The organism is Bifidobacterium erythrocebi (assembly GCF_012932675.1).
Classification (GTDB): Bacteria; Actinomycetota; Actinomycetes; order Actinomycetales; family Bifidobacteriaceae; genus Bifidobacterium; species Bifidobacterium erythrocebi.
The window spans coordinates 107894-130295 of the sequence record NZ_JAAIIF010000008.1 but is presented as its reverse complement, the minus strand read 5'-3'; the positions used below and the strand labels follow the sequence as shown (position 1 = coordinate 130295).

Sequence of the window (22402 nt, the reverse complement as noted above, 5' to 3'; positions counted from 1 at the left end):
ACCGCCGGAAAGCGGTTAGCGAACCGGGATGCAGATCTCGGTCACGAACTGGGCGGGATCCGACGTCAATCCCTCATCGACCAGCGTAATCTCACGTGAGAACCCGGTGATGTCGAGACCTCGCCCTGCGATGTATCGCATCAAATCGCGGTACCGGTCGGGGGCGTCGCCATGACTCCCCCGGAACCGGATGCGCACGCAATCCGTTTCCGGCAACGCCACGGTATCGCCCTCATACTCGTCCTCGTCGTCGAGCAGCAGAAACACCAGACCATAATCGCCATAACGCCCCTGCTCCAACGATGCCTTGGCGATGCCGACGCCGACCTTGCCGAGGAAGACCAGCGAATCCTTCTGATGCTGCTCCAGCTTGCGGATCGAATATTCCAGACCGAGATACGAGTCGACCTTCGGCGAATCCCTGATCCAGACGATCCGACAGGCGGGTTGCCGCACGACACGTATCATGTCGAACTCGGACCGTTCGGCGTCCCGCAGTCGCTCCAGGCGGTGATCGATCTTCCGCGAGACCATTTCCAGCTCATGCTGTTTGCGCTCGATCAGGGTCTTCTGCGCAACAAGCTTGTCCTCGATGACATGCACGTCGCGATTGTGCAGGAACTCGGCTATCTGCGTCAACGGCATATCCAGCACACGCAGGTACCGGATGGTGTTCAGCACCTCGAACTGCTTGGCCCCGTAATACCGGTACCCGGTACGTGGGTCGACGTATTCGGGTTCCAGCAAACCGCAACGTTCATAATGCCGAAGCGTACCAAGCGACACGTTGAACATGCCGGCGACCTCGCCTATGCGGAACAGCCTGCCATCCCCCGGCACAACGTCGCGCTCTTCGCCCCGCTTATTCGCCGTCATGAACGTGCCTTCTCCGAGATTACGCCACGGCGCTTGAGCCACGCGTAGAAGCCGAGGCAGATCAGTACGGAAAGCAGCGATCCGGCGGGGGCGGCGATGCCCATGGGGAACAAGGTGTCCGGGAACAGCTTGGACGCCAGATACGATCCGGGCACACGGACCAGGGTGATGGCCACGATATTGTGGATGAATCCGATATAGGAACGCCCGCATGCGGCGAAGAAGCCACTGAAGCAGAAGTGGATGCCTGCGAAGATGCTGTCGACGATGTAGCTGCGGATGTACTGGGTTCCCAGCAGGATCACCGTCGCGTCGGTGGTGAACAGTCCGACGATGGAGCTTGCCGTCAGTTCCACCACGATCGATATGACGATGCCGTAGGCGACGGTGATCGCGGTGGCGTATCGCAGCGTCTTCGTCGCGCGTTCCATCCTGCCGGCGCCGATGTTCTGCGCCGAGACGGCGGATACCGTGGCCAGCATGGACGACGGCACCAGGAACAACGCGCTGATCACCTTCTCTACGACGCCGACGGCTGCCGCATCGTTCAGGCCACGGTAGTTGGCGATGACCGTGATGATGATGAAGGCGATCTGGATGCAGCCATCCTGGACCGCCGTCGGCACACCGATGCCGAGGATGCCGCGGAGCATGGTACCGTCTGGGCGAAGATCGCCGAGTTTCAGCCTGATACCCGTGCGCCGGCGGCGAATCGCAGCCAGCGCCACGATCACGCTGATGGTCTGCGCCAGCGTGGTGCCCAATGCCGCGCCCGAAGGACCAAGGCGCAGCCAGCCCATGAACAGGTAGTCGAACGCGATGTTGCAGAAGCATGCGACCGCGATGAAATACATGGGGCTTTTCGAATCGCCCAGCCCACGGAATACCGAACTGATGATGTTGTACGCGACGATGAACGGGATGCCGATATAGCAGATGGTCAGGTACTGCGCGGTTCCCTCGACGGCTTCGGCAGGCACACCGATCAGCGAGACGATGTTGTGCACGTTCAGCAGCAGAACGACCGTCAGCGCCAACGCGATCCCCGCGAACAGCGTGATGACGTTGCCGATGGCCTTGGCCGCACGGTCGAGTCTGTTCGCGCCGACCGCACGGCCGATGGTGACGGTCGCGCCCATGGCAAGGCCCACAATGACCACGGTGAGCATGTACAGCACCTGGCTGCCGTTCGCCACCGCAGTGATGCCGTCGACGCCAATGAACTGTCCGGCGATGAACAGATCGGCCATGCCGTACAACGTCTGCAGAAAATACGACAGCAGGTACGGCAACGCGAAGGTGACGACCGTTCTGAACACGCTCCCCGTTGTCAGGTTCTTTTCCATGGGTTGTCTCCTGTCCTTCCGTTTTGGCCTATGCCTTCCAGCAGGAAGGCTAAACCTTACAATGGTTGTAGGGTCAACCCCGAAGCATCATGATGTCCAATATGCGGGAAACAGACACTCACCCCATGATCGGCGCAGTCTCCTCATCCTCACCGTCGGGTTCGCCGATCCCCTCCACGAATGGGGCGATCTGCCTGGCATACCCTTCGAGATCACAACCGAACAACGCCACAACGGCGTGCAGGGAGACCCAATCCCTCGGCAGACGGTACAGCGCGATTGTCGCGGCCGAATCGGCCAGCGCCTCGCATGACGCCAGCAGGCGTTTGCGTTCCTTACGGGGTGCGAACAGCGCCTCCATCCGGTCCTCCGGTTCGCCGGCAAGAATGTACACACCAAGGGATGGCAGCAATCCTCCACGCCTGACATTGGTGGCAAGTCGTTCCAATTCGCGGACACCGTTCTCGAACATATCCTTGTCACGAAGACGGAATCCGGTCTCAAGCGGCCCCGCTCCGTTCACCCCCATCAGCGAAACGGCGAGGTCATGCAGGTAGAGCGGGTCCTTCCACACATCCTCGGCCTCATACGTTCCTTCTCTCTCGACACGGTCCAGCACCTGGGAGAACGGCTCCACCTCCTCGTTCCACAACGCCCGGTAGGCCTGCACGATTCTGCTCGCGTCATGCAGGTATCTGGCATCCATGCAATCCGGGTAGTTCAGGAACTCACCCTCGCCTCCACCGACAGCGCTGGCGTAGTCCAGATCGGCCCTGATCCTGAGCGCCGTGAGCTGATCGCGCACATTACGGTACCCGAAATCGGGATCGCATCCCTTGTTCACCACCCTTGGATCGTCACGCAGCATGCACATGCCCAACCCGCCATAGGCAAGCAGCATCAGCGCCGTATCCGCGGCACGTGGTTCGTCTCCACTCCAACGCACCAGGGTGTATGCCGCCAGCCGGTAGGCCTGCCGAAGATATTCGGCCATGCATTCGTTCCTTTTCTTCCTGCCATGCACGAACCGCCGCTTCTTTTTGCTTGTGCGGAACACCTCCCTGGTGTCGTGCAATCCGAGCTGGAACGGCATTCTCCTGCTCGGCATGCCCGTGGCCATGGATACCGCCGCATCGTTGATCAGCTCATAGAGCCATACCGTCATGCCGTAGCGGCGGACCATAGCATCGCATTCGGCGAGGAACCGCGCATCGAATGCTATCCGTTCCTTGTCCAGGGCGATCATGTCGAACATCAGATTCGACGGCCATGTCGAGCCTGTGAACAATGCATGGGCAAGATCGGCGACCTCGTCGTCGAACAATGAGAGCGGGCCTTCCAGCCCGTTCTCCCGGCGCGCCTTGTCGACGATCGCGAAGCATGCCCCGGATCCGTATAGGTCGAACCGTTCGATCAATTCGCCCAGCGTCTCCAGAAACGACTGCTCGTCCAATCGGAACGGTTTCGCCGTCATGTCTGCGGTATCGGTCATCGCAACTCCTTCGTTGTAGGGTCCTCTCACTGTTGCAGACGACGGACGGGCCACGCCACTCTCGAACGGAAAAATGTGGATATGTGGATAACCTGCGTGTCGCGATGGGCTGCGTTGCTCTGCCGTTTCAGACATTAACCGTTCCTCACCCCGGCTGCGGGTACGAAAAAGCCCCTTTCCACGAGGGAAAGGGGCTAAGGATCGTTCACCTGAACAGTGAACCGCAGCACAGGCCTATGCCGTCAGTTCAGCAGTTCCTTGACGGCGGCGATCACGGCCTGCAGGCTCTTCTTCGCATCGCCGAACAGCATCTGGGTGTTGTCCTCGAAGTAGAGCTCGTTCTGGATGCCTGCGTAACCGGTACCGCGGCCACGCTTCATCACGACCACATTCTGCGCCTTGTCGACGTCGAGAATCGGCATGCCGGAGACCGGGGTGCCGGGCTTGCGTGCGGCCGGGTTGGTCACATCGTTCGCGCCGACGACCAGAGCCACGTTGGCCTGCGGGAACTGCGGATTGATCTCGTCAAGATCGACCAGCTCCTCATAGGGCACGTTGGCCTCGGCGAGCAGCACGTTCATGTGGCCGGGCATACGACCGGCCACCGGGTGGATGGCATAGGAGACCTCCACGCCGTGGCCCTTGAGCAGTTCGCCCAAGTCGGCCAGCTCGCGCTGTGCCTGGGCCTGGGCCAGACCGAAGCCAGGCACGAAGATGACCTTGTCGGCATAGACCAGCTGAACGGCCAGATCGTCGGCGGAGGTCTCCTTCATGGTGCCTTCGGGGCCGTCACCGGCAGCGGCGGAACCGGAGCCACCGCCGAAGCCGCCTGCGAGGACGGAGAGCAGCGGACGGTTCATAGCCTGCGCCATGAGGATGGACAGCGTCACGCCCGCGGAGCCGACGAGTGCGCCGGCGACGATCAGGGCCACGTTGTCGATGGCCAGACCGCTCATGGCGACTGCGGTGCCGGTGCACGCGTTCAGCACGGAGATCACGACGGGCATGTCGGCACCGCCGATCGGGATGACGAATACCAGGCCGTAGCACAGCGCGAACACGGTGGTCAGGACCGACCACAGCAGACGCTGCTGCGGCTGCACGCACAGCATGACGAGGGAGGCGACGGCCAGCACGGCGAACAGCACGTTCCACACGCCCTTGCCGGGGATGGTGAGCTTCTTGACCCACTTGACGCCCTGCAGCTTGCCGGCTGCGATAAGCGAGCCGGTGAAGGTGACGGAGCCGATGAGAATGCCCAGGCCAGCGGTGATCAGCACCACCAGATCGGGGGTGCCGTCCTTGGTCAGCACGTCGTTGAGCGCGACGAGCGCGGCCGCGCCGCCGCCCACGGTGTTGAACACGGAGACAAGCTGCGGCATATCGGTCATCTTGACCTTCTTGGCGGAGATGACACCGGCGACAGCGCCGATGAGAATGCCGACCACCAGGACGACGATCGCGATGACGTTGACGAATCCCTTGGCGAACAGCACGACGAAGGCCATGATGACGGCGACGATCATGCCGAACGCGGACAGACGATTGCCCTTACGGGCGGTCTTCGGGGAATTCATGAAGTGCAGGCCGACGACGAACATGACGGCCGAGAACAGATAGACGAACCATGCGACGATGTCGATGGCACCAACGGTGGCTGCGTTCTGCATCACTTATCGCCGCCCTTCTTCTCGTTCTTGTTGGACTTGAACATCTCAAGCATGCGATCGGTGACCACATAGCCGCCGACCACGTTCATGGTGCCCAGCACAGCGGCCAGGAAGATGAACACGTAGGCCAGCGGGGAGTTGGCTTCGGCGGCCACGATCACGACGCCGACGATGACGATGCCGTGGATGGAGTTCGCGCCGGACATCAACGGGGTGTGCAGTGTCGCGGGGACCTTGCCGATGACCTCGATGCCGATGAGCAGCGCCAGGACAAACAGCGTAATGGATACAACAAGCGTAGGCATGTCAGTTCTCTTCCTTCTTCTCTTCGGACTCGATGCGACCGGCGACGACCAGCGCGTTGTCGAGCTCTTCCGTCAGATCCATGCCCAGCTTGCCGTCATGCACGAAGTGGCTCAGCACGTCGGCCACGTTACGGCTCAGCAGGTTGGATGCGGTGGTGGCCACGCCACTGGCGAGGTACGGTGCACCGATCAGCTTGACGCCGCCTTCGGTGACCTGCTCGCCCACAGCGGACCCCTCGACGTTGCCGCCGAGGTCGGACGCCGCGCAATCGACGACCACGGCACCGCGGTGCAGACCGTCGACGCCGGCCTTGGTCAGCAGAACCGGAGGCTTGCGGCCGGGGACCTTGGCGGTGGTGATGACGATGTCGAAGCCTGCGGCCTTCTCGTCGACAGCCGCCTGCTGCTGTGCCTGTTCCTCGGCGCTCAGCGCGCGGGCATACCCGCCCTCGCCCTGCCCCTTGGAGAAATCGAGGCCAAGGTCGAGGAACTTGGCGCCAAGGGACTCGACCTCGCCCTTGGATGCGGGGCGCACATCATATGCGGTGACGACGGCACCGAGACGCTTCAACGTGCCGATGGCCTGCAGGCCGGCGATGCCGGCGCCGAGCACCAGGGCCTTGGCCGGACGGATGGTGCCGGCCGCGGTGGTCATCATCGGCAGGAACGAACCGTAGGCGTTGGCGGCGGTGATGGCCGCCTTGTAGCCCATCACGGAATTCTGGGAGGTCATCTCGTCCATGGACTGCGCGGAGCTGAGCTGGCGCGGCAGCTTTTCGATTGCGACGCCCACCAGACCGGCGTTGTTCAGCGATTCGACATAGGCGGCGTCGGTGAACGAACCGAGCATGCCGATCACCCATTGACCAGCCTTGAGTTTGGCGATGGTTTCCGCGGACGGACGGTCGATGAATCCCAATGCGTCCGCCGAGGCGATGACCTCGTCTCGGGACGCGACGGCCGCGCCGGCGGCCTTGTAGTCCTCGTCCGTGTATTCGGCGGCGTTGCCCGCGCCGCTTTCGATGATGCAGGAAATGCCATTCCTGCCGAGCCTGGTGACGATATCGGGGGTCAGCGCGACGCGGGATTCGGTATCCGACGTCTCGTTGAGCACACCGAAGGTCAGCGTGGCTTCCTTCTGTTCAGCCATGAGAGCCCTTTCTAGCTATTTGGCCGTGCCTTGTTCTTACGCCGCATCAGTCTAGTCAAGGAACGGGTGAACCGTCTGCTCTTTCCCACCAACTGAGCCGGCCCCTTTTGTACGGTCATGCAAAGCGTCGCCGCCCGACCGTCGCTGATAACGATTGACATGGCGGTTTCCCTACGCTACCGTAAGGTGACGTGTCGCGTTAAGGGGATTAGACTGGCTTTTTTGAGAACCGGATAGTCAAGAACAGTCAGGATCAAGGAGCGTCACGTGTCCGTTATCTCTTCATTGAAGCAGCAGACCACCAATCTCACCCGAAAAGCATTGAAGCTCGGGACGGATTTCGTGCATCCCGGAAGCGGCAACTCCGGAGATCAGCCTGATTACGCCGGAAGCATCGCCGCCAAGGACGAAAGCGGCATCACGCTCCCCCACACCGACGAGTGGGGACCGGACCGCCCGACCGTCACCGACATCGATCCCGTGACCGGCCTGCTCACCACCACCACCCAAGGCAATCCCCCTCTGGACGAGGGCACCTCCATTTACGATCTGTACGCGGATCGTGCGGCGAGACGCGGTGACGACATCCTGTACACCTACAAGGACGGCAACGAGTGGGTCGATAGGACCGCCAACGAGTTCCTCGCCGAGGTCCGCGCCATCGCCAAGGGCCTGCTGAAGTACGGTCTGCAGAAGGGCGACGGCGTGGCGTTCATGTGCCGCACCTGCTACCAGTGGAATCTGACCGACGCCGCCGTCATGGCGGTCGGCGGCGTGCTCGCCACCATCTACGACACCGATTCGGCTGAGCAGATCCGCAACATCGTGAACAACTCCGACGCTCGTCTGCTCATCGTGCAGGACACCGATATGCGAGAGAAGGCGGACGGTGCCATCGAGGATTGCCCCTCGCTGGAGCACATCATCACCATCGATACCGGCGGTCTGGACGAATTGAAGGCCTACGGGGCCGGTGTAAGCGACGAGGAGCTGGACGAACGCATCGAATCGGTCAAGAAGACCGATTTGTGCTCCATCGTGTACACCTCCGGTTCCACCGCCGCGCCCAAGGGCGTGGAGATGACCCACGAGCACTACTGCGCCACCGCGCTCAACCTGCCCGATTTCATGCCCGAGCTGCTGGGCAATCCGAAGAACACCGTGCTGTTGTTCCTTCCTCAGGCCCATTCCTTCGCCCGCGCCATCAACTACATCTGCGTGGCCAGCGAACTGCGCATCTACATCGCGCAGGGCATCAAGACCCTGACCGCCGACCTGCAGGTGGCCAAGCCCACAGTGATGATCGTGGTGCCGCGTGTGCTTGAGAAGGTGTACAACGCCGCCTCCCAGAAGGCCGGTCATGGTGCAAAGGGTCTCGCCTTCGCCTCCGCCGTGGTCACGGCGCAGACCTATATGCAGGAGATCAGCGACAAGGGCAAGGCGTCCCTGACGGTGCGCGCGCGGCGTGCGGCCTTCGATCCGATGGTCTATGCACCGCTGCGCGAGGTGCTCGGCGGTCGTGCCAAGTGGATCGTCGCGGGCGGCGCCCCTCTCGACCCGCAGCTGCTTGAATTCTTCCGTGGTGCGAACATTCCGGTGTATGAGGGCTACGGCCTGACCGAGACGACTGCGCCATGCTCGTTCACCGTTCCCGGCGAGACCTTCCATCAGGGTTCCGTGGGCACCGCATTCCCCGGATTCTCCCTGCGTATCGCCGAGGACGGCGAGGTCCAGGTGAAGGGTACCTCCGTGTTCCCCCGCTATCACAAGAATGAGGAGGCCACCGATTCCGCGTTCACCGAGGACGGCTGGTATGCCACCGGCGATCTGGGTCGTATCGACAACGACGGCTTCCTGTATATCACCGGCCGCAAGAAGGATCTCATCATCACCGCAGGTGGCAAGAACGTCGCCCCCGGTCCGATCGAGGAGGTCATCAAGCGCTGCGAGTTCGTGTCGCAGGCGCTGGTTCTTGGAGATAAGCGTCCGTTCATCTCCGCGCTGATCACGCTGGATGAAAGCACGCTGCGTCCCTGGCTGGCCAGCAAGGGGCTTGACGAGAACATGAGCATGGAGGACGCCGCATCCAACGCCGCGGTCCGCGCCGAAGTGCAGAAGTGGGTCGATCAGGCCAATGAAGGCGTCTCCCGTGCGGAATCCGTGCGCAAGTTCATCATCCTTCCCGAGGAGTTCACCCAGGAGAATGGTCTGATGACCGCTTCGATGAAGGTCATCCGCCCGAAGGTCATCAAGCGCTATGCAACGCTGCTGAACACCCAGATGTACACCAAGAAGAAGTGATTCACCGGCATATGCCGCGATAGGGAGGGGAACACCGGCAAACGGTGCTCCCCTTCTTTGCATATCAGCCGGATGTCTCCATTCCCCTACTTTATATAGTGCTTGCTTATCTAGTGCTTGGCCGAGAACACAGTTATGACATCCTTGGTTTGAGCACAATGCGGTACGGGGACGTCATCGATGCCGGGTCAAGATACGATTTCTCCCCATCACGTATGCCCCAATGCAGGCATACATCGTCGCAATGGTCGGATCGTTCCCCCACTTTTGCGAACCGCTGCCCACGGCTCACCGCCGCCCCGGTCTCCATATCGGTAACGGCCGGCTCGAAGGTCAGCACCATCTTCCCGTATTTCATGCTGACCACATCCTTCCCCGCCACTGTGCCGGCAAACGAAATCACCCCGTCTCCGGGAGCAAGCAGATCCTCACCTGCCTTGGCCGCCAAATCAATGCCACGATGCCCCGACAGCCAGGGCTGCGCCGGTCCGTCATATGCCCGCAGCGCGCTGACGGGTTTGCGTACCGGCCAGTCGAATACGGCATGGCAGGTGTTTCCCCACGCCGATACGACCGCCACATATCCGTCGCTCTGCGAGTCTGTGTCGTCTGACGCGAGCCGCTGCCGCGCATTGCAGGCGTCTCGTTCCATGGCCATCGCCTTCTCCTGCTGCGGCTGAAACGTGCACAGCATCACCGTCGCAAGCATGATCATCAGGCCTGCCGCAACGATTCGCAGCGCTCTGGATCGCGTCTCGACAAGACGCCTCACTCGTTTTCCTCGCCGCCTGACCTCTTCGCTTCGCCTTTGCTCCGTTGTCATGCGAATCTCCTTCCCGGCTTTCGCCTTATCGATTCACCATGACGGACGGTGCCGGCCGCTGTCCAGCTCAGGGGAAAATGTGGATGACACCCCTACGAATATTCACGTAATCATCACAAATAAAGGTACCTTCATCGGAGTGAACCCCTATCGGCGTATACAGTCAACCAAACCACGGAAAAACCGATCAGCAAGCAGAATCGGCAGATACAAGAAAACCCCGTACAAGACGGGGTTTATATCGAGCGGACAACGGGACTCGAACCCGCGGTCTCAACCTTGGCAAGGTTGCGCTTTACCAACTAAGCTATGTCCGCAAAAATCCTGGAAGGATTTCGTGGGTGATGTAGGAATCGAACCTACGACCCCTTCCGTGTGAAGGAAGTGCGCTAGCCGCTGCGCCAATCACCCGAATGCTTTTCAATTATTCAAACCGGAATACTCCGGCTTGCGTGGGCGATACAAGATTCGAACTTGTGACCCCTTCCGTGTCAGGGAAGTGCGCTACCTCTGCGCCAACCGCCCAGGTCTGCAAAAATATAGGCGGTATGAACCGCCTCAGTCCGAGAGGTGGGTACGAGAGTCGAACTCGTCTATACGGCTTTGCAGGCCGCTGCCTAACCGCTTGGCTAACCCACCGTAAAGGTCTGTCAACTCTTCGGACCTAGAGCGGACAACGGGACTCGAACCCGCGGTCTCAACCTTGGCAAGGTTGCGCTTTACCAACTAAGCTATGTCCGCCTTGTGTTTCCAGCAGATGTCTCTGCCTGAGCACGAGTAACTACTATAATGGCATCTTCACGATTTGCAAACCCGGCGTGTCGCACACGCTCGCCTGCGGCGAAAACGGCATGAAATCAAGGTCTTCCGCGTCGCATACGGACTATGCTTGCCAGTATGAGCGAAGAACGAGAAACCGTGATGATCGCCGCGTTCGGCGGTTGGAACGACGCATGCCAATCGGCGACCAGCGCCATCCATCAACTCATCGACGCATACGATGCACGCGAGATACGTCGCATCAGCTGCGACGGCTATTACGACTATCAGGTCTCACGCCCGACCCTATGCCGTGTCAACGGGCACGCACGTCTCGTCTGGCCCCAGACCACGTTCTACGATGTCGTCATCCCCTCCGGCATGCACTGCTATATACAGCTCGCCCCCGAACCGAACTACCGGTGGCGCGAATACTGCCAGCAGAGCCTGAGCATTGCCAGCGAACTCGGGGTGAATCGCATCATCACGCTCGGTTCCATGTTCGCCGATTGCGCGCACACCCGCCCGCTCCCCGTCGGCATATGCGACGACATGGACTGCAACAGCGAATGCGATGGCGGCGAATACGATGGACCCGTCGGCATCCCCACCGTTCTGGAAGCTATGGCGCGGGAAGAATCGTTCGCGGGCACCTCAATCTGGGTATCCGTACCGCAATACATGGGCAATGACGACTGCCCCATGGGAGCGCTGGCGCTCCTCAATACACTGGGCAATAGGCTGGGCGTCGCCTTCGACACAGCAAAACTCACCAAGGAGACGCGCGAATGGCAGGCGAAGGCCTCCATGCTCGTCCGCTGCAGCAATCAGCTCGGCGATTACGTGCACCATCTCGAAGAGGATTGGGACAAGACCGAGCAGGCGAAGGAAGCATGCGAAAACGATCCGCATAAGGTCGACCAGCTGGTCCACGAAGCCGAGGAATTCCTCAAGAAGTTCTAGGCCCTTTGCAGGCGCGGCCTTGTATCGCAGCGTCATCGAATAGGCAAATATGGCAATGGGCGTGACGATTCGGCAACGAATCGTCACGCCCATATCTGTCAAAACCAATGAATGGACGAATGTCAACGCAGCAGGGACCGGCACATCGAGCGATACTGGCTGACGTACCCGCCACCGAAGAACACGCAGTGCCCGGCAATCGGATACAGCTGCCACAGCGTCTCACGATCCTGCCAGCCGGTCTTCAGCGGATGCACCGACTGGTATCCCTCGATGATGTCGCTGAAATACGTAATGCCGAACAGAGCGAGCATGGACAGGTCCTCCTCGCGGTGTCCGCCATGCGCAGCCGGATCGATGAGCACGGCCTCGGTCTTGCCGCGATCGGCCGTCCACATCACATTGCCGCTCCACAGATCGCCATGCACTCGCGACGGCTTATCCGTGGCGGCACGACCAAGCAGTTCCGGCAACGCGGCGATCACATCCTCCGTAAGCTCGACGTCGTATTTATCGAGCTCCCCGCGCTTCACGCCAAGTTCCACCATGGGACGCAGGCGTCCCTGCGCATAATATGTCGCCACATCATCCCATTCGCCGGTATCCATCGGCACGGGATCCTGCAACGGGCCGAAATAGCACGTCCCCTCGTATCCGGCGGGAGCCGATCCGAAATGAGGCGCGCCGGCATCATGCATCCTTGCCAGGGCCGCACCGAACGAGCGTGCCGCCTCGATGGTCGGCATGGCGGAATCGACCCGTTCGATATCGAGATAGCCGTCGCCCCAACCGATGACGTCGACGACCCTGGGCCCTCCCTGGGACTGGGCCTCGCCCAACCACTGCAGACCACGTCCCTCGCACTCGAAGAACCCCTTCGGAGCGAACGCCCTATGCTTGCGATACGTTGCCATTGCTACTCCTTCATTGAACGGTCGATGGCCTTATTGTGTGCATCGCGTAAGACAATCGGGACGATGTGAGCAAAAGCCACGTTTCGTGACACCCGCTGAGTAAAGTGTCAACAGTCAATATCAGCAACCATTCATAATTCACGGAAGTGAACTAGGGAATACAACGACATCATGAATTTCTTCCAAGCGATTTTTCTTGGACTCGTGCAGGCGATAACCGAATACCTGCCTGTTTCATCCAGCGCGCATATCCGCATTGTCGGCGACCTGATGATCGGCCGCGATCCGGGCGCCGCATTCACCGCCATCATCCAGATCGGCACCGAACTGGCTGTGATCCTGTACTATCGCCGCGACATCATCCGCATTCTGGGATCGTGGTTCGGATCCTTGTTCGGCAAGGAGGGCAAGGATTGGAAGTCGCGTCTCGGCGCTCATAACAGCGACACCCAGATGGGCTGGTTCATCATCATCGGCACGATGCCGATTCTGATCGCGGGTCTGCTGTTCAAGGATGTCATCGAAACGACGCTGAGGAACCTGTGGATCACCGTCACCGTGCTCGCCGTGTTCGGCGTGCTGCTGTGGATCTTCGACTCCCGTTCCAGGCAGATCAAGACGATGGACGACATGACCGCCAAGGACGCCCTGATTTTCGGCATCGGACAGATGCTCGCCCTTATCCCCGGCGTCTCCCGTTCCGGCGGCACCATCACCTTCGGACGCGCCATGGGCTACACCCGTGAGGCCGCGGTACGTACCAGCTTCCTGATGGCCATCCCCGCCGTCTTCGGCGCCGGCATTCTCGAGGCGGTGTCCGCGGTGAAGGACGTCAACGCATGCTCCGCGACCAAGGCGGTCGATGCCTGCGCCGCCATCGGCGCATTCCCCGGCTGGGGCGCTACCATTGCGGCGACCATCGTGGCCTTCCTCATCGGCTATATCGTGATCATCGCCTTCCTGAAGTTCGTCAGCACGTTCTCCTACAAGGCGTTCGCCATCTACCGCATCGTGCTCGCTGTGGTGGTGGCCCTGCTGCTCATCACCGGCAAGCTGCCTGCCATCGATCCGTCCATGGCAGGGTGAATGCCATACCACAGATAGCAAAAGAAAGGCCTTCCCGCTCAATCAGCGGGAAGGCCTTTCTCGTCCGTTATGGCTGTTGGTCACATCAGCCCAGCGCGTCCTTCAGCTTGGAGAAGAACCCCTTCTTGCTTCGTGCTGAGGCCGGCCTGGAGCTTTGCGCGACATGGCTGGCATCGGCATCGTGGGAGGTGGCGAACTGCTCCATCAGCTCACGCTCGGATTCGGAAAGCTTCGTCGGGATCTCGACCGCGACATGCACCATCAGATCGCCACGTTCGCCGTCTTCACGCATGCGACCAACACCAAGGCCCTTCAGCGTCACGACATCCTCCGGCTGGCATCCTGCGGGGATATCCAGGCTCTTGGACCCATCGAAAGTCTCGATGTCGATCTCATGGCCGAGCACCGCCCAGCTCATCGGCACACGAACCCAGCAATGCAGGTCGTCGCCCTCGCGGGTGAACTGCTTGTCTGCCTTGATGTGGATGTCCACATACAGATCGCCGGCGGCACCGCCGCATTCGCCCACCTCACCCTGGCTGGCCAGACGGATGCGGGAATCGTCGCGGATGCCGGCAGGCACGTTCACGCCGATGGTGCGCGTGGTACGCACACGACCATGCCCCATGCAGGAGGCGCACGGATTGGAGATGATGTTGCCGTGCCCCTCGCACCGCTCGCAGGGCGCCGTGGTCATCATCTGCCCCAGCATGGTACGGACGACCTTCTGACGCATGCCCTGCCCCTGGCAGTCGGGACACGTGGTGGGCTTGGAACCGTCGGACGTGCCGGTACCGGAGCATTGCGGGCACAGGACGAACGTATTGACACGCACCTGCTCGGTACCGCCGAACACCGCGGTCTTCAGCTCGATGGACATGCTGGCCAGGGCGTCGCGGCCCGGCTGCGTACGCGGCACGGGACCTTGGGATCCGCCGAACGAACCGCCGAAGAACGAGCTGAATACGTCGCCCATATCCCCCATGTCGAACCCGCCGCCGAAACCACCGGCGTTCGGATTGTTCGGATCGACGCCCGAATCGTACATACGGCGCTTTTCGGCATTGCCCAGCACCTCGTAGGCGTTGTTGACTTCCTTGAACTTGTCTTCGAATTCCGGGCCCGCAATGTCGGGATGGTATTTGCGGCTCATCTTGCGATAGGCCTTCTTGATCTCATCCTCGCTTGCGTTGCGGTCAACGCCCAGCACCTCGTAATAGTCTGCCACTCTACTCAGTTCCTTTGTTCTGTTCGGTTGCTAGCGGGTAATTCTGTCACAAGGCACGGTCACTCGCCGGGGTCCTCGTGCGCAAGAAACGATGTCAGGTACCGTGCCACGGCATGCACCGCGGCGATGGTGGTCGCGTAATCCATATGGGTCGGTCCGATCGAACCGACGAAGGCGACCGGATCGTCCGTGGCATCATGGACGGCGGCCACGGCCGGTTCCTTCGCGCTCGCAGCGGCGTCGGCTTCTCCCGAGGCCGGATGCGATGCACCGCCGTCCGCGGCATCATGCGCCGTAACGGTAGACGCCGCGGCGTGACCGGCATGGCCGTACCCGCTGGTCACCACGGCCGCGTTCAGCAATCCCGGGGTATGGGTCTCCGAGCCGATGGCGACATTGACGCCGTCGCCGCGCAGGGATTCCTCGCTCAGCGCGCTCATGAGCTTCATGAGCACCACCTGCTCCTCAAGCGCGTCGAACAGCGGCGCCAGATCCGCCGCCGAACGCTGGTGGGCCAGATGGGAGGCACCCGACATATACAATTCGCTTGCGTTTTCGTCATCCGCCATCGAGACGAACGCATGTTCGAGCTGCACCGTCAACGGGGCGAGCCCGACGAATCGTTGGTCGTTCTCCAACGTCTGCATCCGCTGGGCGGCCTGGGCGAAGGAAAGCCCCGAGCATGCGGCGTTCAGCGCCTCGGTAAACCGCGTAATGGATTCGGTGGACGGCATGACCGCCACCGACAAGGTGTGCTGGGCGACCCTGCCGGTATCCGTGACCACTACGGCAAGCAGCACGTTCATGGCCACCGGCACGAGCTCCACATGGCGCAGCGCCGATTTCGACAGGGACGGCGAGGCGATCACGGCGACCTGACCGGTGATCTGGGCAAGCAGTCGAGCCGCGCGTTGCAACGTATCCTGCAGATTCGCCGACCCGGACAGGAACTCCCCTATCCCCCTGCGCTGGGCTTCGGAAAGCGGCACCACCGTGGCCAACTGGTCCACGAAGTACCGATACCCCTTCTCGGTGGGCACACGCCCGGCCGAGGTGTGGGGCTGGGTGAGATAGCCCTCATCCTCCAATGCCGCCATATCGTTGCGCACCGTAGCCGAGCTCACACCGAGATCATGTCTGTGCGCAATCGCATTCGAGCCAACAGGTTCCTGCGAACGAATGTAATCCTCGACGACGGCACGCAGCACCAACAATCTTCGGGATTGCCGCATGCGTACCTCCTTATGTATTAAGACCATCGTTCATTGTAGGCGAACATCTTCTCGGTCAGGGGAAAAAGTTCGTTCGCAGCGAAGCGCGGCCCGAACGAGAACGCTAACAGAACATGAATTACCAAAACACGCCAAATAGTGCACGATATTGCACGCAACGTCGTATCGCGACGCTAGCATGGTAACCGCAATGTGAGGGCGTCGTGCGCCCGGCACAAGCCGGATACGCGGCCCGACCAATTGGAAGGAAAGTAATCCATGACCGAATTCAAGGAGACCGAGCTCGACGAGCGTGCCATCAAGATGGCCAAGGTCCTCTCTGCTGACGCGGTTGAACGCGCGGGACACGGCCACCCCGGTTCCCCCGTTTCTCTGGCGCCGATTGCCTACACGCTGTACCAGCATTTCATCAAGCATGATCCGAACGATCCCAACTGGGAAGGCCGCGACCGTTTCATTCTTTCCGGCGGTCATGCCTCCCTCACCCAGTACGTTCAGCTCTACTTCTCCGGCTACGGCCTGACCCTGGACGATCTGAAGAACTTCCGCGGCGGTGCCGACACCCGCACCCCGGGCCATCCTGAGTACGGCCTGACCCCGGGCATCGAAATGACCACCGGTCCGCTGGGCCAGGGCTTCGCCTCCGCTATCGGTTTCGCCTATGGCCAGCGCTTCCAGCGCGGCCTGCTTGATCCGGAAGCCCCGGCAGGCGAGTCCCCGTTCGACCACAAGATCTGGGTCATCTGCGGTGAAGGCGATATCGAAGAGGGTATCTCCGGCGAAGCTGCCTCCCTTGCCGCCAACCAGGAACTCGGCAACCTGACCGTGATCTTCGATGCCAACCGCATCCAGATCGAAGGCGACACCAACCTGGTGCTGGCCGAGGACGTGCTCAAGCGCTTCCAGGCCTACGGCTGGTACACCGATGAGTTCAGCTTCATCCAGCCCGACGGCTCCTACAAGGAGGACGTTGAGGGCCTGGCCGACACCATCGCCAAGGCTCAGAAGGCCGCTCCGAACCAGCCGAAGCTGATCAAGGTCGACACCCTGATCGCTTGGCCGACCCCGGGCAAGACCAACGATCCGTCCGCTCATGGCTCCAAGCTGGGTGCCGAGGCCGTTGCCGGCCTCAAGAAGCTCCTGGGCTATGACCCGGAGGAGTCCTTCCACGTGGACGAAGAGGCCCTGGCTCACGCCCGCAAGGTCGCCGAGCGCGGTCTGGAAGCCCACAAGGAATGGGACGAGAAGTACAACGCATGGCGCAAGGCCAACCCGGACAAGGCCGCCCTGTACGACCGCATCAAGGCCGGCGAGCTGCCGGAAGGCTTCGACAAGGCCATCGATGACCTTGAGGCCACCTTCGAAGTCGGCAAGAACGTCGCCACCCGTGGCGCCTCCGGCTCCACCCTGAACGCCATCGCCGCTGTCATGCCGGAACTCTGGGGCGGCTCCGCCGACCTCGGTGGCTCCAACAAGACCGACCTCAAGGGCGCCGCGACCTTCGCCCCGGCGAAGTGCGCCACCAAGCAGTGGCCGGTCTGCAGCCCGTACGGCCGTCAGCTGCACTTCGGCGTGCGCGAGTTCACCATGGGTACCATCACCAACGGCATCCTGCTGGGCTCCCACACCCGTCCGTACGGCGGCACCTTCTTCATGTTCTCCGATTACGAGCGTTCCGCCGTGCGTCTGGCCGCCCTCATGCAGATCCCGAACCTGTATGTGTGGTCCCACGACTCCGTCGCCGTCGGCGAGGATGGCCCGACCCACCAGCCGGTGGAGCACCTGGCTTCCTTCCGCGCCATCCCGCAGCTTGAGGTCGCTCGCCCGGCCGATGCCTACGAGACCGCCGAAGCCTACCGTTACTTCTTCGAGAAGAAGAACGCCCTGCCGACCGCTATGGTCCTGACCCGTCAGGGCGTCCCGGTGCTCGCCGAGACCGCCGAGAAGGCCAAGGATGGCGTGCGCAAGGGCGCTTACGTGCTCGTCGACACCGAGGGCACTCCGGACGTCATCATCATGGCCACCGGTTCCGAGGTCCAGTGGGCCGTGGCTGCCGCCAAGACCCTGGCCGGCGAGGGCGTCAAGGCCCGCGTCGTGTCCATGCCGTGCCTCGAATGGTTCGAGGAGCAGGACGCCGAGTACAAGGAGGCCGTGCTTCCGGCCGCCGTCAAGGCTCGCGTGTCCGTCGAGGCCGGCGTTGCCATGCCGTGGTACAAGTACCTCGGCTCCTACGGCAAGCCGGTGTCCATCGAGCAGTTCGGCCTGCAGGGTGACGGCGCTCAGAACATGATCGACCTCGGCATCACCGCCGAGCACGTGGTGGAAGCCGCCAAGGCCTCCATCGCAGAAGCCGAAGCCGCCAAGTGATTCCACGGAGGGGCGTCACACGCAACGACGCCCCTCCCCTTCTGATATAACAGGATTTGTTCCATAACGGAATATAAGGAGAAAACAAATGACTGAAGCAACTCAGCGCACGTCCGATTCCGGCGTTTCCATCTGGCTGGACGATCTGTCCCGCTCCCGCATCGAGTCCGGCTCCCTGCAGGACCTGATCGCCAACAAGAACGTCGTCGGCGTCACCACCAACCCGTCCATCTTCCAGAAGGCTCTGCACGAGGTCGGCCCGTACGACCCGCAGCTGAAGGAACTGGGCAAGGTCGACGTTGAGACCGCCGTGCGCGAGCTCACCACCACCGATGTGCGTAACGCCACCGATATCTTCCGTGAGATCGCCGAGAAGACCGACTTCGTTGACGGCCGCGTTTCCATCGAGGTGGATCCGCGTCTGGCTCACGAGACCGAGGCCACCGAGAAGCAGGCCGAGGAACTGTGGGCAAAGGTCGATCGTCCGAACGCCATGATCAAGATCCCGGCAACCCTCGAAGGCCTGCCGGCAATCACCGCCACCCTGGCCAAGGGCATCTCCGTGAACGTCACCCTGATCTTCTCCCTGGAGCGCTACGAGCAGGTCATCGACGCCTACATCGAGGGCATCGCCCAGGCTGCTGCCAACGGTCACGACCTGAAGCACATCGGCTCCGTCGCTTCCTTCTTCGTCTCCCGCGTGGATACCGCCGTGGACAAGCTGCTGGAAGCCAACGGCTCCGACGAGGCCAAGGCCCTCGAAGGCAAGGCCGCTGTCGCCAACGCTCGCCTCGCTTACGAACTGTTCGAGAACAAGTTCGCCAACGATCCGCGCTGGGCTGAGCTCGAAGCCAAGGGTGCCAAGAAGCAGCGTCCGCTGTGGGCCTCCACCGGCACCAAGAACGCCGCCTACTCCGACTGCAAGTACGTCGACGAGCTGGTTGCTCCGTTCGTCGTCAACACCATGCCGGAGAAGACCCTGAACGCTCTCGCCGATCACGGCAACGGCGCTCCGTCCATCAAGGGCACCTACGAAGAGTCCCACGCCATCATGGACAAGCTGGCCGAGCTGGGCATCAACATCAAGGATGTCACCGACAAGCTGGAAGCCGACGGCGTTGCAGCCTTCATCAAGTCCTGGGATACCGTCCTCGCCGACGTCCAGGCTGGCATCGACCGCGTCAACGGCTGAATCATTCGCTGATGCAGCTCCGTTAAACGGTATATAAGAAGAATCCCGTCATCATTCGATGGCGGGATTTTTCTATATGAAAAAGCTGCGGAGTGCTCCGGAGGCAATTCGTCATTACACTCTAAAAAACAGCTTGCCGTTCAATCCCCTCTTTCGAAGCGATTGAACGGCAAGCTGGCAAAGCGGCCGATTACTGCCGATAGTACCCGAGGAAATCGGTCAGCTTTTCGGTAGCGTCCTTCAGGACCTCGATGCGCGGCAAATACACCACGCGGAAATGATCGGGATTCTTCCAGTTGAATCCACCGCCGTGCACCACCAGAAGATGCTCATCCTTGAGCAGGTCAAGGGCGAACTGCTCGTCATTGGTGATGTTGAATTTCTTGACATCGATCTTCGGGAAGATATAGAACGCGGCCTTTGGCTTTTTTGCGGAAATGCCCGGAATGGAATTCAACGCCTCGTAGATGTAATTGCGCTGCTCATAGATTCGGCCACCAGGGACAATATAGTCATTCACGCTCTGATGCCCGCCCAAAGCCGTCTGCACAATCGACTGCGCCGGAACATTGGAGCAGATGCGCATGTTGGTCAGCATGTTCAGACCTTCGATGTAGTCCTTCGCAGTACGCTTGTTACCGCTCAGCACCATCCAGCCGACGCGATATCCCGCAATCATATGGGACTTGGACAATCCGGAGAACGTCACGCAGAACAGATCCGGTGCCAGGGACGCGATGGAGGTATGGGTGAGACCATCCATGACCAGACGATCGTAGATCTCATCGGAGAAGATGATGAGCTGATGCTCCCTGGCGACCTGGACGATCTGCTCCAACACCTCCTTCGGATACAACGCACCGGTCGGATTATTCGGATTGATAATCACGATGGCCTTGGTCCTGTCGGTGATCTTGGCTCGCATATCGTCGATATCCGGATACCATTCGGATTCCTCATCACAGATATAATGTACGGCGGTGCCTCCCGCCAGATTCACGCATGCCGTCCATAACGGGTAATCCGGTGCCGGCACAAGAACCTCGTCACCGTTATCGAGCAAGGCGGACATGCTGAGATTGATGAGCTCGCTGACGCCATTGCCGGTATAGATGCCGTCGATGCTGACATTGGGCAGATTCTTCAGCTGGGCGTACTGCATAATCGCCTTGCGTGCAGCGAACAGTCCTTTCGATGGGGAATACCCCTCCGTATCGGGCAGCTGTTGCGCCATATCGTACACGACTTCGTCGGGGGTGCGGAATCCGAAGGGAGCCGGATTGCCGATATTGAGCTTCAGAATGTGGGTGCCAGCCGCCTCCATGCGGTCGGCCTCGTCCACGACCGGGCCACGGACATCATACAGTACATTGTCAAGCTTGTGGGATTTGGTAAAAGTACGCATGGGCTTGTGCTCCTCCGATTGCGGTGTCGTTTCAAATGGCTCGTCTGTCTGTTCCGTCGGCTCAGGCAATGCGGCGATATCGTGTTCCATAGGGACGTCCTCCCCCATCAGCCATTGCTCATTCACCCGCAGCACTGCGGCGAGAAAATGCGCGATATCAGGTCGGGGCACCGTCTTGCCACTGACATACTGGCTCATGTGGCTTTTGCCGAGTTTGACGCCGGATTGCTCGGCAGCGTGCACGAAATCAATCTGCTTCAGACCTCGGAGCGCCATGACTTCGTTGAGCCGTGTGGCAAAGGACTCATCAGCCATACTGTTCCTCCAGTTCAATTTGATGGAAACACTGGTTCAAAGTCTAGCACCGCGCTAACTTGCCGCACCGCAAAAGTTCAATTTTCAATGAATTTGAACTTTCAGAGGGACTGTGCCGGCGCATTTTGCGCTATAGCAGGTGGGTCTCAATCCATTGCGCCACGCCATCATCGTTATTGGCGGGGCAGACCTCGTCGGCGATGCTCAGCACCTTCGGATTGGAGTTGGCCACCGCCACTCCCCTGCCAGAGCAACGAAGCATGTCGATGTCGACCAGATCGTCACCGAAGGAAGCCGTCTGTGACAACGGCACGCTGAAATGATCGGCAAGAACCTGAAGCGCATGTTCCTTGTTAGCCTGCGGATTCATCAGCATCCACAACGATCCTTCGGAAATATGCACGTCGAAATCGGCGGGAATCAGCGTCCGCAGACGGTTCCACTGCTCCGGTTCCGGGAACATGATGATCTTGTCGCTGACGCCGTCGGGCACATCCTTGAAATCGGTGTATCTCCAGGTCTGCGTCTTCCAGTACACGCTGACATCGAAGTTGGTGTACCGCACATCGTCCATGACGATGCCGATCTTGAGTCCCGGCATCTCGCTCAGTAGGAACCGGCACACCTCGCAGGCCCGGCTTGAAGGGAAACCGATTTTCATCAAATGCCCGTCGGCCGGCATCTCGCCGCTGGTGAGCATCCCATAGTCAGACGATACGGGGGCGAAATCGATCAACGCGCCGTTGAGATAGGCCACGCCATCCACAGGGAGCTTTTCAACGAACTGATAGCCGGTGCTCACCGGACGCGCGGTCTCGATGATGAATTTCACACCGGTATCATGCAATCTGCGAATCGCATCGACCGACCGCTGCGTGATGAACCTGTCCTCGAACACCTGGGCGTCATGCAGCAATGTGCCGTCGAGATCGGCGACCAGCATCGATGTCGCGGCGGCATTCCCCCGCATTGAACCGT

17 protein-coding genes and 5 tRNA genes are annotated in these 22402 nt (G+C 60.7%); 5 read left to right on the top strand and 17 right to left on the bottom strand.

The genetic code is table 11. The features are described from left to right. Window positions 1-15: 15 nt before the first annotated feature. The 6 genes from G1C98_RS04115 to G1C98_RS04090 form a co-directional block, all read right to left on the bottom strand. The gene (locus tag G1C98_RS04115) at window positions 16-876 is read right to left on the bottom strand and encodes a MerR family transcriptional regulator (protein WP_169079508.1); all 861 of its coding nucleotides are present in this window, start codon (window positions 874-876) and stop codon (window positions 16-18) included. After that, window positions 873-2222 carry an MATE family efflux transporter gene (locus G1C98_RS04110; RefSeq protein ID WP_169079506.1) on the bottom strand — a complete coding sequence of 450 codons (1350 nt, stop codon included), beginning with the start codon at window positions 2220-2222 and terminating at the stop codon, window positions 873-875. The genes G1C98_RS04115 and G1C98_RS04110 overlap by 4 nt, the downstream gene beginning before the upstream one ends. Before the next feature lie 118 nt (window positions 2223-2340). Continuing rightward, window positions 2341-3714, bottom strand: coding sequence for a riboflavin deaminase (locus tag G1C98_RS04105; RefSeq protein WP_240944904.1), 1374 nt, complete (start codon window positions 3712-3714; stop codon window positions 2341-2343). Between the two features lie 242 nt (window positions 3715-3956). Next, window positions 3957-5384, bottom strand: a complete 1428-nt coding sequence (locus G1C98_RS04100; RefSeq protein WP_169080134.1) for an NAD(P)(+) transhydrogenase (Re/Si-specific) subunit beta — start codon at window positions 5382-5384, stop codon at window positions 3957-3959. Beyond that, on the bottom strand, window positions 5384-5689 hold the full coding sequence (locus G1C98_RS04095; protein ID WP_003826306.1) for an NAD(P) transhydrogenase subunit alpha part 2: 306 nt from the start codon (window positions 5687-5689) through the stop codon (window positions 5384-5386). The genes G1C98_RS04100 and G1C98_RS04095 overlap by 1 nt, the downstream gene beginning before the upstream one ends. Before the next feature lies 1 nt (window position 5690). Continuing rightward, a complete protein-coding gene (locus G1C98_RS04090; RefSeq protein WP_169079504.1) occupies window positions 5691-6839 on the bottom strand; it encodes an NAD(P) transhydrogenase subunit alpha in 1149 nt (382 codons plus the stop codon). 267 nt (window positions 6840-7106) lie between these two features. Between G1C98_RS04090 and G1C98_RS04085 the strand changes: the two genes are divergently transcribed. Further along, window positions 7107-9140 (top strand): AMP-dependent synthetase/ligase, encoded by a 2034-nt coding sequence (locus G1C98_RS04085; RefSeq protein WP_169079502.1) that lies wholly within the window; start codon window positions 7107-7109, stop codon window positions 9138-9140. 133 nt (window positions 9141-9273) lie between these two features. Here the strand turns inward: G1C98_RS04085 and G1C98_RS04080 are convergent, their stop codons facing one another. From G1C98_RS04080 to G1C98_RS04055, 6 genes are all read right to left on the bottom strand, one after another. After that, window positions 9274-9963, bottom strand: a complete 690-nt coding sequence (locus G1C98_RS04080; protein WP_240944903.1) for a M23 family metallopeptidase — start codon at window positions 9961-9963, stop codon at window positions 9274-9276. A gap of 244 nt (window positions 9964-10207) precedes the next feature. Next, window positions 10208-10280 (bottom strand) — tRNA-Gly (locus G1C98_RS04075). Between the two features lie 21 nt (window positions 10281-10301). Continuing rightward, window positions 10302-10374 (bottom strand) — tRNA-Val (locus G1C98_RS04070). Window positions 10375-10416: 42 nt separating this feature from the next. Beyond that, window positions 10417-10488 (bottom strand) — tRNA-Val (locus tag G1C98_RS04065). 43 nt (window positions 10489-10531) lie between these two features. Continuing rightward, window positions 10532-10602, bottom strand: a tRNA-Cys gene (locus G1C98_RS04060). Between the two features lie 29 nt (window positions 10603-10631). Continuing rightward, window positions 10632-10704: transfer RNA gene (locus G1C98_RS04055), tRNA-Gly, on the bottom strand. A gap of 156 nt (window positions 10705-10860) precedes the next feature. Here G1C98_RS04055 and G1C98_RS04050 point away from each other — a divergent pair. Beyond that, on the top strand, window positions 10861-11685 hold the full coding sequence (locus tag G1C98_RS04050) for a PAC2 family protein (RefSeq protein ID WP_240944902.1): 825 nt from the start codon (window positions 10861-10863) through the stop codon (window positions 11683-11685). A 122-nt stretch (window positions 11686-11807) separates the two neighbouring features. On the opposite strand, the gene G1C98_RS04045 is transcribed toward G1C98_RS04050, so the two are convergent. Continuing rightward, window positions 11808-12599 (bottom strand): fructosamine kinase family protein, encoded by a 792-nt coding sequence (locus G1C98_RS04045; RefSeq protein WP_169079500.1) that lies wholly within the window; start codon window positions 12597-12599, stop codon window positions 11808-11810. Window positions 12600-12770: 171 nt separating this feature from the next. Here G1C98_RS04045 and G1C98_RS04040 point away from each other — a divergent pair, with 171 nt between their 5' ends. Continuing rightward, complete coding sequence (locus tag G1C98_RS04040; protein WP_169079498.1) at window positions 12771-13685, top strand: undecaprenyl-diphosphate phosphatase; 915 nt, start codon at window positions 12771-12773, stop codon at window positions 13683-13685. Between the two features lie 85 nt (window positions 13686-13770). Here the strand turns inward: G1C98_RS04040 and dnaJ are convergent, their stop codons facing one another. Both dnaJ and hrcA read right to left on the bottom strand, forming a co-directional pair. After that, on the bottom strand, window positions 13771-14913 hold the full coding sequence (gene dnaJ, locus G1C98_RS04035; protein WP_169079496.1) for a molecular chaperone DnaJ: 1143 nt from the start codon (window positions 14911-14913) through the stop codon (window positions 13771-13773). Between the two features lie 59 nt (window positions 14914-14972). Continuing rightward, window positions 14973-16145, bottom strand: a complete 1173-nt coding sequence (hrcA, locus tag G1C98_RS04030) for a heat-inducible transcriptional repressor HrcA (protein ID WP_169079494.1) — start codon at window positions 16143-16145, stop codon at window positions 14973-14975. Window positions 16146-16403: 258 nt separating this feature from the next. On the opposite strand from hrcA, the gene tkt reads away from it, so the two are divergent. Both tkt and tal read left to right on the top strand, forming a co-directional pair. Continuing rightward, on the top strand, window positions 16404-18512 hold the full coding sequence (tkt, locus tag G1C98_RS04025) for a transketolase (RefSeq protein WP_169079492.1): 2109 nt from the start codon (window positions 16404-16406) through the stop codon (window positions 18510-18512). Window positions 18513-18600: 88 nt separating this feature from the next. Then, window positions 18601-19704: a transaldolase gene (gene tal, locus G1C98_RS04020; protein WP_169079490.1), complete on the top strand. Its 1104-nt coding sequence runs from the start codon at window positions 18601-18603 to the stop codon at window positions 19702-19704. 190 nt (window positions 19705-19894) lie between these two features. Here tal and G1C98_RS04015 read toward each other — a convergent pair whose 3' ends face one another. Together G1C98_RS04015 and G1C98_RS04010 are read right to left on the bottom strand one after the other, a co-directional pair. Then, a complete protein-coding gene (locus G1C98_RS04015; protein WP_277347563.1) occupies window positions 19895-21424 on the bottom strand; it encodes an aminotransferase class I/II-fold pyridoxal phosphate-dependent enzyme in 1530 nt (509 codons plus the stop codon). A 130-nt stretch (window positions 21425-21554) separates the two neighbouring features. Beyond that, on the bottom strand, window positions 21555-22394 hold the full coding sequence (locus G1C98_RS04010; RefSeq protein ID WP_169079488.1) for an HAD family hydrolase: 840 nt from the start codon (window positions 22392-22394) through the stop codon (window positions 21555-21557). Between the last annotated feature and the right edge of the window lie 8 nt (window positions 22395-22402).

What these genes read in the sequence shown, in the direction of transcription:
- G1C98_RS04115 (WP_169079508.1), bottom strand. Translation starts at nt 876, where the DNA reads ATGACGGCGAATAAGCGGGGCGAAGAGCGCGACGTTGTGCCGGGGGAT.
- G1C98_RS04110 (WP_169079506.1), bottom strand. Translation starts at nt 2,222, where the DNA reads ATGGAAAAGAACCTGACAACGGGGAGCGTGTTCAGAACGGTCGTCACC.
- G1C98_RS04105 (WP_240944904.1), bottom strand. Translation starts at nt 3,714, where the DNA reads ATGACCGATACCGCAGACATGACGGCGAAACCGTTCCGATTGGACGAG.
- G1C98_RS04100 (WP_169080134.1), bottom strand. Translation starts at nt 5,384, where the DNA reads ATGCAGAACGCAGCCACCGTTGGTGCCATCGACATCGTCGCATGGTTC.
- G1C98_RS04095 (WP_003826306.1), bottom strand. Translation starts at nt 5,689, where the DNA reads ATGCCTACGCTTGTTGTATCCATTACGCTGTTTGTCCTGGCGCTGCTC.
- G1C98_RS04090 (WP_169079504.1), bottom strand. Translation starts at nt 6,839, where the DNA reads ATGGCTGAACAGAAGGAAGCCACGCTGACCTTCGGTGTGCTCAACGAG.
- G1C98_RS04080 (WP_240944903.1), bottom strand. Translation starts at nt 9,963, where the DNA reads ATGACAACGGAGCAAAGGCGAAGCGAAGAGGTCAGGCGGCGAGGAAAA.
- G1C98_RS04050 (WP_240944902.1), top strand. Translation starts at nt 10,861, where the DNA reads ATGAGCGAAGAACGAGAAACCGTGATGATCGCCGCGTTCGGCGGTTGG.
- G1C98_RS04045 (WP_169079500.1), bottom strand. Translation starts at nt 12,599, where the DNA reads ATGGCAACGTATCGCAAGCATAGGGCGTTCGCTCCGAAGGGGTTCTTC.
- G1C98_RS04040 (WP_169079498.1), top strand. Translation starts at nt 12,771, where the DNA reads ATGAATTTCTTCCAAGCGATTTTTCTTGGACTCGTGCAGGCGATAACC.
- hrcA (WP_169079494.1), bottom strand. Translation starts at nt 16,145, where the DNA reads ATGCGGCAATCCCGAAGATTGTTGGTGCTGCGTGCCGTCGTCGAGGAT.
- tkt (WP_169079492.1), top strand. Translation starts at nt 16,404, where the DNA reads ATGACCGAATTCAAGGAGACCGAGCTCGACGAGCGTGCCATCAAGATG.
- tal (WP_169079490.1), top strand. Translation starts at nt 18,601, where the DNA reads ATGACTGAAGCAACTCAGCGCACGTCCGATTCCGGCGTTTCCATCTGG.
- G1C98_RS04015 (WP_277347563.1), bottom strand. Translation starts at nt 21,424, where the DNA reads ATGGCTGATGAGTCCTTTGCCACACGGCTCAACGAAGTCATGGCGCTC.
- G1C98_RS04010 (WP_169079488.1), bottom strand. Translation starts at nt 22,394, where the DNA reads ATGCGGGGGAATGCCGCCGCGACATCGATGCTGGTCGCCGATCTCGAC.